The organism is Fodinibius sp. (genome assembly GCF_034521915.1).
In the GTDB taxonomy this organism is placed as follows: Bacteria; Bacteroidota; Rhodothermia; order Balneolales; family Balneolaceae; genus Fodinibius.
Genome location: NZ_JAXHLU010000006.1, coordinates 1 through 14941, shown reverse-complemented (window position 1 = coordinate 14941; position 14941 = coordinate 1). Strand labels below are relative to the sequence as shown.

Annotated in this window: 12 protein-coding genes; 2 read left to right on the top strand and 10 right to left on the bottom strand. The window is 43.9% G+C overall.

Going from position 1 to position 14941, the window contains the following annotated elements; genetic code table 11:
* Positions 1 to 18 precede the first annotated feature (18 nt).
* From U5J89_RS05540 to U5J89_RS05495, 10 genes are all read right to left on the bottom strand, one after another.
* A complete protein-coding gene (locus U5J89_RS05540; RefSeq protein ID WP_322574613.1) occupies positions 19 to 2265 on the bottom strand; it encodes a Na-K-Cl cotransporter in 2247 nt (748 codons plus the stop codon).
* Between the two features lie 107 nt (positions 2266 to 2372).
* Positions 2373 to 2795 (bottom strand): aspartate 1-decarboxylase, encoded by a 423-nt coding sequence (panD, locus tag U5J89_RS05535; protein ID WP_416208499.1) that lies wholly within the window; start codon positions 2793 to 2795, stop codon positions 2373 to 2375.
* Positions 2796 to 2803: 8 nt separating this feature from the next.
* Positions 2804 to 3652 (bottom strand): pantoate--beta-alanine ligase, encoded by an 849-nt coding sequence (gene panC, locus U5J89_RS05530; protein WP_322574611.1) that lies wholly within the window; start codon positions 3650 to 3652, stop codon positions 2804 to 2806.
* Between the two features lie 220 nt (positions 3653 to 3872).
* The gene (gene sucB, locus U5J89_RS05525; protein ID WP_322574610.1) at positions 3873 to 5693 is read right to left on the bottom strand and encodes a 2-oxoglutarate dehydrogenase, E2 component, dihydrolipoamide succinyltransferase; all 1821 of its coding nucleotides are present in this window, start codon (positions 5691 to 5693) and stop codon (positions 3873 to 3875) included.
* 194 nt (positions 5694 to 5887) lie between these two features.
* Positions 5888 to 6220 (bottom strand): hypothetical protein, encoded by a 333-nt coding sequence (locus tag U5J89_RS05520; protein ID WP_322574609.1) that lies wholly within the window; start codon positions 6218 to 6220, stop codon positions 5888 to 5890.
* 62 nt (positions 6221 to 6282) lie between these two features.
* Positions 6283 to 7401: an aminotransferase class I/II-fold pyridoxal phosphate-dependent enzyme gene (locus tag U5J89_RS05515; RefSeq protein ID WP_322574608.1), complete on the bottom strand. Its 1119-nt coding sequence runs from the start codon at positions 7399 to 7401 to the stop codon at positions 6283 to 6285.
* Between the two features lie 181 nt (positions 7402 to 7582).
* Entirely contained in the window at positions 7583 to 7981 is a 399-nt protein-coding gene (locus tag U5J89_RS05510) for an ArsI/CadI family heavy metal resistance metalloenzyme (RefSeq protein WP_322574607.1), read from the bottom strand.
* Positions 7982 to 8583: 602 nt separating this feature from the next.
* Positions 8584 to 9195 carry a sigma-70 family RNA polymerase sigma factor gene (locus U5J89_RS05505; RefSeq protein WP_322574606.1) on the bottom strand — a complete coding sequence of 204 codons (612 nt, stop codon included), beginning with the start codon at positions 9193 to 9195 and terminating at the stop codon, positions 8584 to 8586.
* Positions 9196 to 9620: 425 nt separating this feature from the next.
* Positions 9621 to 10853 (bottom strand): M48 family metallopeptidase, encoded by a 1233-nt coding sequence (locus tag U5J89_RS05500; RefSeq protein WP_322574605.1) that lies wholly within the window; start codon positions 10851 to 10853, stop codon positions 9621 to 9623.
* A 54-nt stretch (positions 10854 to 10907) separates the two neighbouring features.
* A complete protein-coding gene (locus tag U5J89_RS05495; protein ID WP_322574604.1) occupies positions 10908 to 11246 on the bottom strand; it encodes a ribonuclease E inhibitor RraB in 339 nt (112 codons plus the stop codon).
* A gap of 551 nt (positions 11247 to 11797) precedes the next feature.
* Here U5J89_RS05495 and U5J89_RS05490 point away from each other — a divergent pair.
* A complete protein-coding gene (locus U5J89_RS05490) occupies positions 11798 to 13831 on the top strand; it encodes an amino acid permease (protein WP_322574603.1) in 2034 nt (677 codons plus the stop codon).
* A gap of 345 nt (positions 13832 to 14176) precedes the next feature.
* Positions 14177 to 14890 carry an SDR family NAD(P)-dependent oxidoreductase gene (locus U5J89_RS05485; protein ID WP_322574602.1) on the top strand — a complete coding sequence of 238 codons (714 nt, stop codon included), beginning with the start codon at positions 14177 to 14179 and terminating at the stop codon, positions 14888 to 14890.
* Positions 14891 to 14941: the final 51 nt, after the last annotated feature.

Here is a 14941-nt window from a genome sequence, read left to right as displayed (position 1 = left end):
CACTATGCTTTAACGAAGTTAGTCCTCTTGAAAAGTATCCTGCTGCATCAACACTTCACCAAACGAAATTTCCTCTCCGGCCAGCACCATAATAGTAGTAGGAAGGTTCTCCAGTCTATTTTGGAGTTTTTCATAATAAGTGACATAATCTTCCGATATTTTTCCGGGCTCGGCCATCCCCATAAAAACCAAATCGGCTCCTTTCGATGATTCATGAAAAATTTCGTTAAATGTCCTCCCCTCTGATACCAATACCTCAGCTTTTGCGTCAATACGAATTTTATCCATAATCTGAGATAAATTACGTTCCGCATCTGCTGCTCCTTTCTGATCATCCACAACCATCTTTATATTAACCTCTGCATCCCACCACTTGCGGCTGCTTTGCAGTAGGTAGGCCAGTATCATCATTAGTCCGCCGTTGCCTCGTAACCCACCCCACCATAAATCAATACGTTGACGATCACCAAATTCCATATCCTCGTTATAGTGTACCGCAACAACATTTCTGTTTTGAGCATGAAAGCTGGCGATCATATCACAGTATTTATCACGAATTTCTTCATTACCGCTGTCTCCCAATACTATGGTATTCGGTACCAGAGATCCAAGGCCATAAGCTTCCACCAAATCTTTGGCCCCCTGGAAAGCATCGCTTCCACTGGAAACTCTAACCAATCCCTGAATACTTCTTTTCTGTAAAAAGTTGCGGATATTTTCTTCAAGTAGTTGTTTCCGTTCTATCGTTATATTTTCGCTGGTAATAACAGATGCAATAGTCAAAATCCCCCTGTTATGTGTTATTGATGAGGCCAAATCGATAAGGTGCCACCGCTTCGTCGGGGCTCCCGATAACACAAGAGGATGTGGACGCCAGGTCTTCGCTTCGGAAGATGAACCAAGATGCATGAGTCCGGCTCGGGTTATGGCCATCCATATACCCCGGCGCACATCACCCCAAGCCGATTGCATTTCTCGTCGCTCCAGCCAAACAAAAATAATCACCACAAATACCGCTGCAATTATTGTAGCCATTGTATTGATCAAAAACATAACGGCAACACATCCCACGGCTCCCAATAGCGACAAACTCCAGTGGACTTTAAATTTTGGACGGAAGGAGGGACTGCCCAGCATATTTTCAATTCCAGCGGTAATATTTAACACTCCATAAGTTGTCAGAAAAAACATCGTCAATATCGGGGCGATAATATTCAAATCGCCCAACCATACGGCCGTGAGCGCTATACCTAATGTTACCACCGTTCCCAACCTTGGCGTATCGTCATTGCCATCACCGCGACCCAACCATCGGAGCCACCGTGGTAGTACCCCATCCCTTGCTAAGGCCTGAAGCACCCTTGGTGCTCCCAAAATACTTCCCATCGCACTCGAGAGCGTGGCCCCCCAAACTCCAATCAAAATGGCATCTCCCCAGTACGACATCTTGCGCATGATTAGAGGATCTTCAATGAGTGTAAGAGCATCTGCCCGATTAGCCAGTAAAATAGGCAAGCCCATATAGATCAGATATCCCAAGCCAATTGCCCAAAATGTCCCTTTTGGGATAGCGGTTGAAGGGTCTTTGAGGTCGCCCGACATATTCACTCCTGCCATAATACCCGTAACAGCAGGAAAGAACACCGCAAAAACAATCCAAAATCCTTCTGAATGACGATCTGCAGCGCCCCACATTTCTACGTTCGATTGTTCTATAGGACTCCCAAAGAGCAGCGAAAGAAGGGATAATCCAATGCCAAACATGATAAAATACTGCGCTCGAATAGCAGCCTTTGCTGAAACCAATGCCAGGCCTGCCACCAAAATAGTCGTTATCATACCCACCATCTTAAAGTCGAGCATCGGAAAAACGCTAACGACACTTTCGGCAAAACCCACCGTGTAGAGCGCCACTGAAAGCGCCAGAGCTATATAGAGTGGAATACCAATAGCACCTCCAGATTCAATCCCCAGCGACCTGCTGATCATATAGTATGCTCCTCCGATGCGAACACGCTGATCGGTTGCAATAGCCGAGATCGATAGAGCTGTCAGGAAAGTTATAAATGTAGAAATCGTTACGATCAGCAGGGTGCCAATGAGGCCAACATTCCCAACTACCCAGCCGAAACGGAGATACATTATAACTCCCAAGATAGTAAGAATGGAAGGCGTAAACACTCCTCCAAAAGCACCTAAACCTTCGGGTGAAGGAGTAATTACATGTTCTTTTTTTGGGCCTTTATTCTTAAAATTAAAATCCATAAACCCCGATGATACTATCCATACTTAACAATTAGACTATTTCTATTTCTACAACTAAGAGTTTCTTATAAAGAGATGTGAACGAATTGAATAAAAGCACTCAAATGCTAATCTATAACCGTATTATCTACAATACCTTTTTCGAGATCGTACTTGGTGGCATACTCTGTCTTATCTATGACATTTTTGGGATCATTATTTTTATCTACAATAACTATCTTGGGTTTGAAGTCTTGAGCTTCTTCGGGCGTCATCTCGGCATAAGAAATGATAATAACCCGATCGCCCACTTGTGTTTTTCGGGCCGCGGCACCGTTTAGACAGCAAACACGCGAACCGGCCTCACCGGGAATAGTATAGGTTTCAAGGCGTTCTCCATTAGTTATATTAACGACCTGCACTTTTTCGTAGGGAAGGATACCGGCTTCATCAAGCAGCTCTTTGTCAATGGTAATACTTCCCTCGTAATGAAGGTTCGCCTCGGTTACCTTCATCTGATGGAGTTTAGATTTGAACATCGTCAACGTCATGATCGTAGCTATTTTTCAATAATGATATTATCAATTAAACGTGTTTCTCCAAGGTAAACGGCTCCGGCCAAAATATATTTGCTGCCGGCCTCCGGATCTTCTATGGGAATCATATCCTCAAAAGAAAACAGGTTAAAATAATCAATTTTAAAACCTTTTGCCTCCAATTCGTTTTTCTGATGATCTAACAACAATTGCACGTTTTTCGCTCCATCAGAAATCTGCTTCCCCACATATTGGAGTGACCGATACAGGCCGGGAGCCAACTTCCGCTGCTCGTCATCCAGATACTTATTACGACTACTCAGTGCCAAACCATCATTAGCCCGTTTAATGGGACCCATAATCAATTCCACATCGTGATTAAACTCCTTCACCATCTGCTGCAGAATACGAAACTGCTGAATATCCTTTTGGCCGAACACCGCAAAATCGGGCTTAATAATATTGAATAGCTTATTCACTACAAGCAGGATACCTTCGAAAAATCCGGGACGCGAGCCGCCGTCCATATATTCATTGAGCTCGTCAATTTCGATGCTCAAATACTGTTTCCCAGAATACATAATGTCATCCGTAGGAGCAAATACAGCGGCAATGCCCTCTTCTTCACATTTTGCCAAATCGTTTTCGAGCTCTCGCGGATATTCCTCAAAGTCCTCGTCGGGTGCAAATTGCTCCGGATTTACATAGATAGAGGCGACGACTTCATCGGCATGTTCCTGAGCCAAGCGAAACAGCGAGAGGTGTCCCTCATGCAAGGCGCCCATCGTAGGTACAAATGCAACGGTACTCCCTTCTTTTTTGAGGGATCGTACCTTTTCACGAATGTCATCAATACTGCGAATTGCTTTCATAGATGATTAATTGAAAAAGCGGTACAAGACTCATACCACTTTAAAATTCCGTGTCATCCTGAACTTGTTTCAGGATCCTTATTATAAATTATCAGATGCTGAAATAAATTCAGCATGACATGCAGTTATGTTATCAACCAGTAAGCGGATCATCACAAAAAGCATTTAAATATACTGATCAATGACTATCTAACGAATCCGCTTAATCCGCGTTCTATTATTAAACCGCACGATCGGGATCAAAATCCTCCAAAAGTTCCTTAACACGATTGAGGAACGCACCGCCGTGAGCACCGTCAACAATGCGGTGATCATAACTCATTGAGAGATACATCATATGACGAATGGCGATAACATCGCCTTCGGATGTTTCGCGAACAACCGGACGCTTCTCAATAACACCCGTTCCCATAATGGCAACCTGCGGCTGGTTGATAATAGGTGTTCCCATTTGGTTTCCTACGCTTCCATAGTTGGTAAGCGTAAAAGTACCACCCACAAGGTCATCAGGACTCAGATTTTTATTGCGCGCTTTCATAGCCAGATCATTGACCGATTTCGCCAAGCCCACAAGATTCTTCTCATGTGCATTCTTAATGACCGGTACAATCAGTCCGCCCTTACCACCTTCGCCCAGCGCAACGGCTAGTCCAAAGTTTATGTCGCGCTTTAGTATAATCTCATCATTCTCGGTATCCACTGAACTGTTAATAAGTGGAAATTCGCGCATTGCCTGTATAATCTTCTCAATAAAGAGTGGAGTATAGGTCAATTTAACGCCCGCTCGCTCTTTGAATTCCTGCTTATTGGCTTCGCGCCAGCGCACTAATTTCGTTACATCAACTTCTGAGAAGGTGGTCACATGGGCAGAAGTCTGCTTAGATTTAACCATGTGTTCAGCAATCATCTTGCGCATGCGATCCATCTTGATACGCTCTACATTTTGTGTTGGGCGCTCAATATCAAGTTCTCCGGCAGAAATAGAACGCTGTTCACCTTGTGCAGGGGCCGCTTTTTCTGTGCTCGGCTTGCTGAGTCCAGCTTTTTCTTCTGCAGCAGCAGGTTCAGCCTTGCCAGCTTTACGTTCTTCGAGATAATTCATCACATCTTCCTTGGCTACACGTCCGCCCTGACCTGAACCTTCAATGCTTTCCAGCTCTTCCTGAGAAATTCCTTCCTCCTTTGCAATGGATCTCACCAGTGGAGAGTAAAATCGTCCGTCACTTCCTATACGTTGCGGCTCAGACCCACCGCCGGATGGCGCTCTATTCGTGCTGGCCGATTTTGCGGCAGGCTGTGGTTCTGTTTTCTGTGTAGATGCTGATTCTTGCTTCGTTTTCTGGGTATCATCAGTAGAAGGACTTTTCGTATCGGCCGAAGCTGACGCTGCTTTTCCGGTTGCGATAATGGCAATGGTCTGACCAACTTCAACGGTGTCGCCTTCTTCGACCAGAATTTCTACCAGCGTACCGGCCTGTGGTGAAGGCACTTCCGTATCTACCTTGTCAGTAGATATTTCAAGAAGCGTTTCATCCTCTTCCACTTCATCACCGACTGCTTTCGCCCATTCGATGACCGTTCCTTCCATCACCGATTCGCCCATCTGAGGCATTTGAACCTCAATACGTTCGCCCTCTTCCTCGACATCTTCACCACCTGTTTCTTCTTCGGATGATTCCTCTGCCACTACTTCCTCTTCTTTTTGTGACTCCTTATCTTCCTGACTTTCTTCGGCTTGCTCTTGAGCTTCAGTTTCTTCAGCAGTTCCACCTCCACTATCAGAAGTATCCGCTGCATCAGGATCAGTTTCAATAACCGCAATAGCCTGACCCACTTCAATAGTGTCACCTTCTTCGGCTAAAATTTCGATGAGGATTCCGGCTTGGGGTGAGGGCACTTCCGTATCCACCTTATCGGTAGCAATTTCCAGAAGGGTTTCATCTTCTTCCACTTTGTCACCGACTGCTTTCGCCCATTCAATGACAGTCCCTTCCATTACCGATTCGCCCATCTGGGGCATTTCTACTTCAACTCTGGCCATCGTTACTCAGATTATATTATTAAAAATTTGAATATAAATACCTTCAATAAAAATGCTGGTTTCAATATTCAGAAATCAGCTCTCAAAGATCACAATAAATGGGGTTAGATCAAAATATTAAGAACTGCAAAACGCATATTTAAGTAACCAATTAGTTAACTTGATAAGTATTCTAAAGTTACTTTATAGAATAGCTAAGTCAATAATCGCCAAGCTAACAGAAGGCAAGTGGCAACAAACAGAATCCCAAAAACAGCAAACAGGCGATCGGATAGCCATCGCGGCAAAAACAGATCTGCCACCGACCCTACGTCAGCGCCATGTTGTTCAGCCAAATCAGTAAGCGGGCAGCGCCAGTTATTCAGCAATAAAGCTAACAGCTCTACAATTGCCACTCCAAAGGCCCACCAGGTAAGCGTATTCACCTGGTCCAGCGCCGCCGTGATAAAAACATAAATCGTACTTACTGCAATCAGGAAAAACAGCAGAGAGTGGATCAGTTTTATGTAGAAAACAGTTCTGGACATAAGCTAGTCGATGTGTAGTTCGTATTGCGTAATATTAATCAATACGCATTACGCAATACTTATCATGCCAATGCCCTTTCCAAATCCTCCAGCAGATCATCTGCATGTTCCAAGCCTACGCTAATGCGAATGAGATTTTCTGGAGTTATAGAGCCTTCACCCTCACTGCTGCGGCGATGCTCCCACGTACTTTCTACCCCACCCAGACTGGTTGCCCGACTTATTAGCTCAGACCGGCCCACAATCTTAATAGCCTCTTTGGCATTACCATCAATTAGAAAGGAAATCATTCCACCGAATCCGCTCATCTGTTTTTTGGCGATATCGTGTCCCACATGAGTGGCGAGACCGGGATAAAATACTTTTTCTACCCTGTGATGATTTTGTAGAAATCGTGCCAACGTTTCGGCATTCTGGTTATGACCTTTCATACGATACGGCATCGTTCGCGTGCTCCTAGCCAGCATCCAGCAGTCATCTGGCGAAGGAACCGCCCCACCCACGCGCTGAACCAATCGAATTTTCTCAAATTGTTCATTTTCTTCTTTCGCTATCACTGCTCCGCCCAAAATATCACTGTGTCCTCCAAAATATTTGGTCGTAGAATGTACCACCAGATCGGCTCCTAGCTTAAGCGGCATCTGATTTATGGGCGTCGGCCAGGTATTATCTACACAAGTAATGGCCTTATTATCATGCGCTAACTCACTAATCTTTTCAATATCCATCATACTAAACAATGGATTCGAAGGCGTTTCTATCCAAATGAGCTTTGTACTTTCGTTGATATGATCCTCAATATTTTGCAGATCCGTCATATCAATAAAATCGGCCTGTAAGCCCCAGGGCTTCATCAACTTGTTAACCAGTTTACGGTTGCCCGCATACACATCTTCGGGGATAATAATATGGTCTCCCGGATGCAACGTTCGAAGTACTGCTGATGCAGCCGCCACTCCACTCGAAAAAGCAGCAGCCGCTTCGCCCTCTTCCATTACTTTTAACACTTGCTCCCACTGCACGCGATTGGGATTTTCGAGCCGCGTATAGTGCCAGTCCCCCTCGCTTCGACCTTTCTTATCTAACTGATACACCGTAGAGCGATGCACCGGTGGCACAATATCGGGATTATTATTTGCCACTTCCATAGCGGCGTGTATAGCTTTAGTTTCTTTATGCATAAGTTTGATGTTTTTTACCACTAAGACACTCAGAACACCGAGAAAAAATTATGTCTTAATTTGTGATTATAATTTTCTTCGTTATTCGGCAGAAGAAAAAACTGTATAAGGGAAAGGTCGTAAAGTTACTGCAATTTAAAAAAGCCCGATCCCATTCGACATGGAACCGGGCCAAAGTTTACTAACAACAAGCGACCTCTTCGTCGGCGTAGTACTCTTCGCTTTCGCCAAAGGTACGGAAGGCCTCCCATTCCACGTCCTGGGGATCGGCAATCCACGTTTTGTCGGAGTTGGCATAGCAGCAGGTCGTTTCTCCTTCATTACGTTTCAGTCCGTGGGTACGATCGATATTGGATCGCAGTTCCTGAAGTTCCTCTTCAGTTTCGGCCTCAATACCGAGGTGCTCAATACCTTTGACTCCCTCACGCTCGGCAATCGAAAAGTTAACACGGGGATCGTCGAGCATCCATTTGGCGTAATCTTCTTTTTGCTTGGTCGGAGCAACGCCGAAGAGGGTGCTATAAAATTCAATAGATTCGTTAAGGTCATTTACTTTTAACATTACGTGCATGCGTTTCATAATGATCTCCTTTTTTGGTTTAGGATGATTATTCATATGTCTTCACCCTATGTAGTCGTAGACCAACCGAAAAAGACGCAAAATTAACTCAGATTTTTTTTATTAATCTGATTACACAGATTTATGAAGGTGTAAGTTTCCGTTCATTTTTTGTCACCAAAAAACGAACGGTATATCCTAAACTAATTTTCCAGTGTCCCTTTTGTCTTGATACAAAAGGAACTAAAAAATCAAGACTGAAGAATTGTGAACCAGCTTCTGCCGGCAAGATGCGTAGATTTTAATGGTCCTTCTTCATTTGAAAAATATGTATTCACTCTGAACCGGTATAAAATCTACACTCGCATCTTTTGGCCTAAGCACACAATTCTTAGACCTAATTACAACCATAGTTAAAATTCAAGGTTCTTTTAAAAGGGGGTCCGGGGTGAATCGCGGGAAAGATAAGTTTAGAATAACTACTTATGCTTAAGAACAATCCCAGAGATGATAATTTTAAAAAACAAAATCTACGATTCCCCCGGCACTTTTTTCGTCTATTTTTTGGTGACAAAAAATGGACATATCAGCTAAAATATCACCAGTCAAAGGGAAATTTAATTTCAACAATCCTCGCAAGGCTCTTCTCCACTCTCATCTTTAAATTTGTGATAGGCCACCGCACGTCCTTCTTCCCCGAATTGTACCTCACAGCAGGCTGCCAGCACTTCGCCCAATTTTTGTCGTGCCCGCTGTACTCGGGACTTTACTCCCGAAAGCGACAATCCCAGATGATCGGCCACTTCTTGCTGCTTTTTTCCTTCCACATCTGCCATTTTAAGCGGCTTTCCATATTTTTCCGACAACTCATCAATCATCGGAATGAGCCAGGATAGTACTTCTTCGTGGACATCGTGCTCACCCTCGAACTCGTTTAGATCAAAAATAAAATCTTTATCACCGCCTGTTTTAATATCAGGCCCGGCCGGCTCTTCTTTATCCCTGCCCTCTTGACGATAATAATCAGCCAACGCCCGATGGGCAATACCAAAAACCCACGATTGTACGCGATCCTCATGTTTAAGATTTCCAATACCTTCGTGTATGCGAATAAAGATATCCTGCAGGATATCTTCGGCTACCTCATCGCTTGATACTTTGGAGCGGATAAAACCCCGCACCTGATCGCTGAACTTTTGCCAGAGTAGTTCAGTATTTAGTTGATTGTCTGTCATTTAGACAAAGATCTATTTCTATTATTTGTTATTTCTTCTTTACCACTAAGACACTTAGAAAACAAAATTTATAATTTTCAATCCTTTTTTCCACCTATGCTAAGATTTTTTCATTAAACTATCAGCTTAAAAGTCCCTCTTGCGTGCCCCGAGGAATTCGGTGGGAGAAGAGAGATTTAGCTTGCACTACAGAGTTTTCTTGATTTCCGAAGCTTTAGCGTAGGAAATAACGCAGTAGTGGGAGATTGATCTTGCAAACAGCATCTTGTCATTTCGAATGTAGTTATGCGAATTGAGAAATCCATGTTTTAGCCTACCGTTATTTATCGAAAACAAAGATCTCTCCCTACGATCGAGATGACAGAATAGTAACCCCACCTCTCGTTTTGTAACTCTACTACGGGACGAAACTCACAATATCAGGGTTAATCTGTGGCCCTAATTGCTTTTATACGCTCGAGCACCGGAGGGTGCGAATAGTTTAAAAACACGTAAAATGGATGGGGCGTCAGATTTGATAGGTTATCCTTGGATAACTTTTTCAGCGCTTCGATCATCGGCTCTTTTTTATAGGTTGTAGAAGCAAATTCATCTGCTTCAAACTCATACTTCCGTGACAGAATTTGCATAAAGAGAGAGACGATCATATCAATGGGCGCATAGAGCATACCAAAGAAAATAAGTCCGGCATACACCGACATCTGCTCCATATAAAAGGCATCAAAAAGTCCCTCCGAATTAAGGAAGATCGATAGCAGGAAAAACATGATTCCCGTCTGGGCAATGCTGAGTACCATATTTTTGATGATGTGCTTTTTCTTATAGTGACCAATTTCATGCGCCAACACTGCGACCAGCTCATCTTCTTCGTGATTATTAATCAGCGTATCATAGAGGGCAATACGCTTATTTTTTCCAAAGCCAGTAAAAAACGCATTCGACTTGCTGCTGCGCTTGGAGCCGTCCATCACATAGACGCCCTCCATCGCAAAGTTCACCTTGTCGGCATAATCACGTATTTTTTGTCGGAGATCGCTATCCTCGAGTGGCTCAAAATCGTTGAAGATGGGCATAATCCACTTTGGAGCGATAAACTGTATAAAGAGCGTAAAGACCGTAACAGCGCCCCAGGCATACAGCCATGCATACTGATCAATAAACGTAAAGAACACCAGAATACCGCCCAATAACGGACCGCCGAGCACGATGCTTAATCCCAATCCTTTCAGTAAATCCAAAACAAAAGTTTTAGGAGTGGTTTTGTTAAACCCGTACTTCTCTTCAATTACAAATGTGGAATAAATGCTGAAGGGCAGCGATAGTATTTGCTTGGCAAAGATAAGAATCCCAATATACACGAGGCCGGTCCAGATGACGCCGAGCTCCCAGCTGCGAACGATTTCGTCAAGCCATTGAAATCCACCGGCAAACCAGAATACCAGTAATAATGCCAGATTAAATACTGATGTCAGGATTCCAAACCTGGTTCGTTCTTTCGTGTATCGCTGGGATTTATCGTAGGTCTCCTCATCGTACACATCCTGAAATTCTTCGGGCAGTCCCTCATCCAGCGACTGTAAATTCAGATAGTCGCTCACCAAGTTCAGTATAAAATCGATAGCCAGCGTGGCTAAAATAATTACTGCAAAAATGTTCATCTATTTATCGAGGTTCTAAACTTTTAAGAACTAATTCTTCTGATGTGATATTCGCTATACAATGTCGGATTTATCTTCTATAACTGTAGTGCCCCAGCCATCATAGCTGCCGTTTTTAGCTTTAGCCAAACGCTCAAAAAAGTTCTTAAGCTCCAACAGGCGATCCGATGTAGGCTTAATCTCTTTCTTTGCCAGACACAACCAATTATCCGACGATTCCGAGTAATGCACCGAGGTATCAAACTGCAAATTCATCAGGCAGGATTCGGTTACATGGGCGTCCCATTCGGTTGGGAAATACAAAAAGAACTCCATGGACCGCTCGACGTCCAGATCACCATCCGGCGTCTTAATATTGTTAACTGCCATCTGCTCTACTGTTTTTCGTGCCATCGTGTTTGAAATTAATTTTTAGCTCTTAATATTTTTAATTCCATCATCAAAGGTACGGAAAGTGAAGCTTTTCATTAAATTCAAATTAATAAGCTTAATATTGTGATATTGAGAGAAATTCATAACTTTCCCGCTCATTCGTTCAGATTAATATTTTATATGTATGGCTGATTTACGACGCGAGCTTGGCTTTTGGTATGCTTTAACCATTGGGGCCGGCACCATGATTGGAGCCGGTATTTTTTTGCTGGCCTACTAACCATAACCTTCCGAGCGAAGTAAAACGTAGTCGAGGAATCTATCATCATTAAACTCACTTTCCTGCTTCCAAAAATTCCTCCATGCGATTGCTTACCAATCTTATTCGAAATGACAGGAGCAGAAATGGCACTTGTGATTGCGAGCCTACTTTTACATCGAACTATCTTTCATCATTGACGATGAGAACTCAAATAGATATACTGCCATTTATTTATCTCTCCTATATTTCTATATAGAAAACGAAACACTTTTTAAAATACCGGTGATTTAATATCACGAAATAAGATCCTATGGCAGAACAATCAGGATTTAAGCGAAATATTGGACTGTTCATGGCGGTGATGATCGGGATTGGAGCCATGATGGGTCCCGGTGTATTTGCACTGCCCAGCGAGGTTGCCGAATCGGCCGGTCCACTCGGCATTATCGCTTATCTTGCCATGGGCTTACTAACCTTATTCACAGCCTTCAGTTATAGTGAGTTGGGGGCAGCAATTCCCATTGCCGGCGGCGGATATTCATTCACCAGCAGAACGCTGCCACGCCCCGTTGCTTTTCTTACCGGATGGTTTTTTTGGATTGGCAACACATTAGCCTGCTCCCTGTATGCCGTTATTTTTGCACTTACTATCAAAAACTATTTTCTGCCGGAGGTAAGTGTTATTCTTATCGTTGCTCTAACAACCGTTGTCTTTACGCTCATCAACTTACGGGGACAGGCCGAAGCACTTACCTTTATCGCAGTAATGAATATCATTGAGCTGATTGTGCTTGTGGGCGTGGGCGTACTTGGCGCTTTCCATGTGGAACCGGCAAATCTTGATCCCATTGCCCCTATGGGATACGGACCCTTAATTCCTACTATGGGATTAATTTACATCTCCTATGTCGGCTTTGATCTGATTACCGTGGCAGCCGAAGAAATCATCGAACCGGCAAAAAATATTCCGCGGGCTATTTTTATCACACTCGGCGTGGGCATTGCCATTTACGTACTTTTGCTTTGGGTCATGATGGGTGTAGTACACTATACCGATTTAGCTCAAACAAGTACGCCATTTATCTATATTGCTGACGTGCTATTCGGGGCATGGGGACGCTGGGCCGGTATTATTGCAACCATTATGGCAAGTCTTTCGGCTTTTAGTGTTACTTTGGGGGCCAGCTCGCGCGTGCTTTTTGCGCTGGGACGCGACGGTCACTTTCCCAACATTTTTGCCCGGCTTCACTCTACATATAAAACTCCTCATATTGCCCTTTTTGTCTGTGCCGGGCTCGTAGCCGTACTTGGATCATCCGGTATTGTAAGACTACTTGCATCAGCAAGTAGCTTTGGTTACCTGATTGCCATCGGTATTGTAAATTATGCCGTCATTGCCCTTCACCAGCACATGCCCAACCTGCGGCGACCTTTTAAAATTATATTGTACCCTGTCGTTCCTATATTAGGTATTATTACCTGCTGGTTTTTCGTGCCAACGTTAGATCCCCAAAGCCTTTTCTTAGGCACTATTTTGACGGCTATTGGTGGCGTGCTTTATCTTTTGCAACCGAGCAACCGCGAAGATCTGAGTGGGATCCCGGAATTTATACAACGCATTAAAATTAAAATTCAAGCTTATTGGAGGCCTCACATGAATGTACTCATCATTGGAGGCGGTCATTTGGGCAGTAATATTGCCGATCGCCTGCTGAAACAAGACGAATTTCGCATGGTCTTTCGTTCATCAGAATACCAAATAACCTTTATTGAACAGGATGAAAAAACGTGCGAGGAACTGGAACAACGCTATAATGTCCCCATCTTCCATGGTGATGGCACCAAACAGGAAATCCTTGAACAAGTGGAACCTCATAAAATGGATGTGGCTATTGCTGCTACCAATGACGATGAGCGAAACTCTATCATGGCACTCCAGGCCAAACGATTGGGTATTGATCATGTGATTGCTATAGCCCGGGATCCATCGTATGTATCTCTGCTTGAGGATAATGGCATTGTTTGTATAAGCGCTCCCTATGCCACCTCAGCCATGGTGGAAAATCACCTTGACCGTCCCAGTGTTGCCGATCTTTTCGAAATTGAAAGTGGGATTGCAAGTTTGATTGATATGGAAGTTCCAAAGAACGCCAAAGTGGTGGGCCAGATCATACAGGACATCGATATTCCTGAACAATGCGTCATAGCTGCCCTAATCCGGGACGACGATTTTGTAGTACCTCGTGGCCAAACCGAAATTCGGGAGGGTGATCATGTTGTGTTTGTTGGTCCCAACAAGGCCATACAAACGGCCCATGATATTTTTTCAGCTACTGCTGACTGATCTCTTATTCCACTATGGGAGACCTTTGCAAAACCCAGTACATCGAGCCTGTCATTGCGAGCCTGAGAAGCCTGCCTACCCGGAGCCTTCTATGAAAGATAACTTAATATGCTATGAAAGCTTCGGCATAGGCAGGCAATCTCCTAATCAAAGCTAATAAAAGGAGATCGCCTCATTGCATTCCCCGCATGGGCAGGACAAGGCGCAATGACAGTAAGGTTTTGCAAAGGCCTCTATCATAAACTTCTGTTTTCCGGTTTTTAGTCTCCCTTTTAGTATTATTTTTTGAATGAATTACCATGACAGCTTGTTATTTTAGTTCAATATCAAACTAAATAAATTACTATGGATTTTTCCGATGGACACATCATTATTACAGGCGGTGCCGGATCGCTGGGCACGGCCGTTGTGCAATTGTTAATTGATGAAGGAGCCAAATGCAGCGTGCCCTGTTTTAATCAAGATGAATTGGACTCATTTGAGTTTTCTGATCACGACGATGTATTCACCAAAGTAGGTGTAGATCTTACCGATGAAGATCAGGCACAATCTTTTTTTGAGGATGCCATTGCTTCCAACGGTCCACTCTGGGGATCCATTCACATTGCCGGTGGATTTGGAATGGGCGCTATCGAAGACACCGACAAAGCTGGATTTATGAAGCAGATTAATATGAATCTCGTAACCTGCTATAATAGTTGTCGTGCTGCTGTTCAGCATTTTAAAGATCAGGGCAACGGTGGACGTATTGTCAACATTGCCGCACGTCCCGCACTGGAACCACGACAAGGTGCTGGCATGACGGCCTATACCACATCCAAAGCAGGCGTGGCCGCACTCACAGAATCGTTAGCCGCTGAAGTAGTGGAAGATGACATCCTGGTCAACGCCATAGCCCCATCGGTAATCGACACGCCCCAAAACCGTGAAGGAATGCCGAACGCCGATTTTGACAAGTGGCCCAAACCCGAACAGCTGGCCCGGCAAATTGCCTACCTGGTTTCTCCTGAAAATGAAGTGACGCGGGGAAGTATTGTTACCGTTTATGGTAAAAGCTGATTCGTTTAAGATTTGCTAAGTTTCCAAAACTTAGCAAATCTATTAAACCAT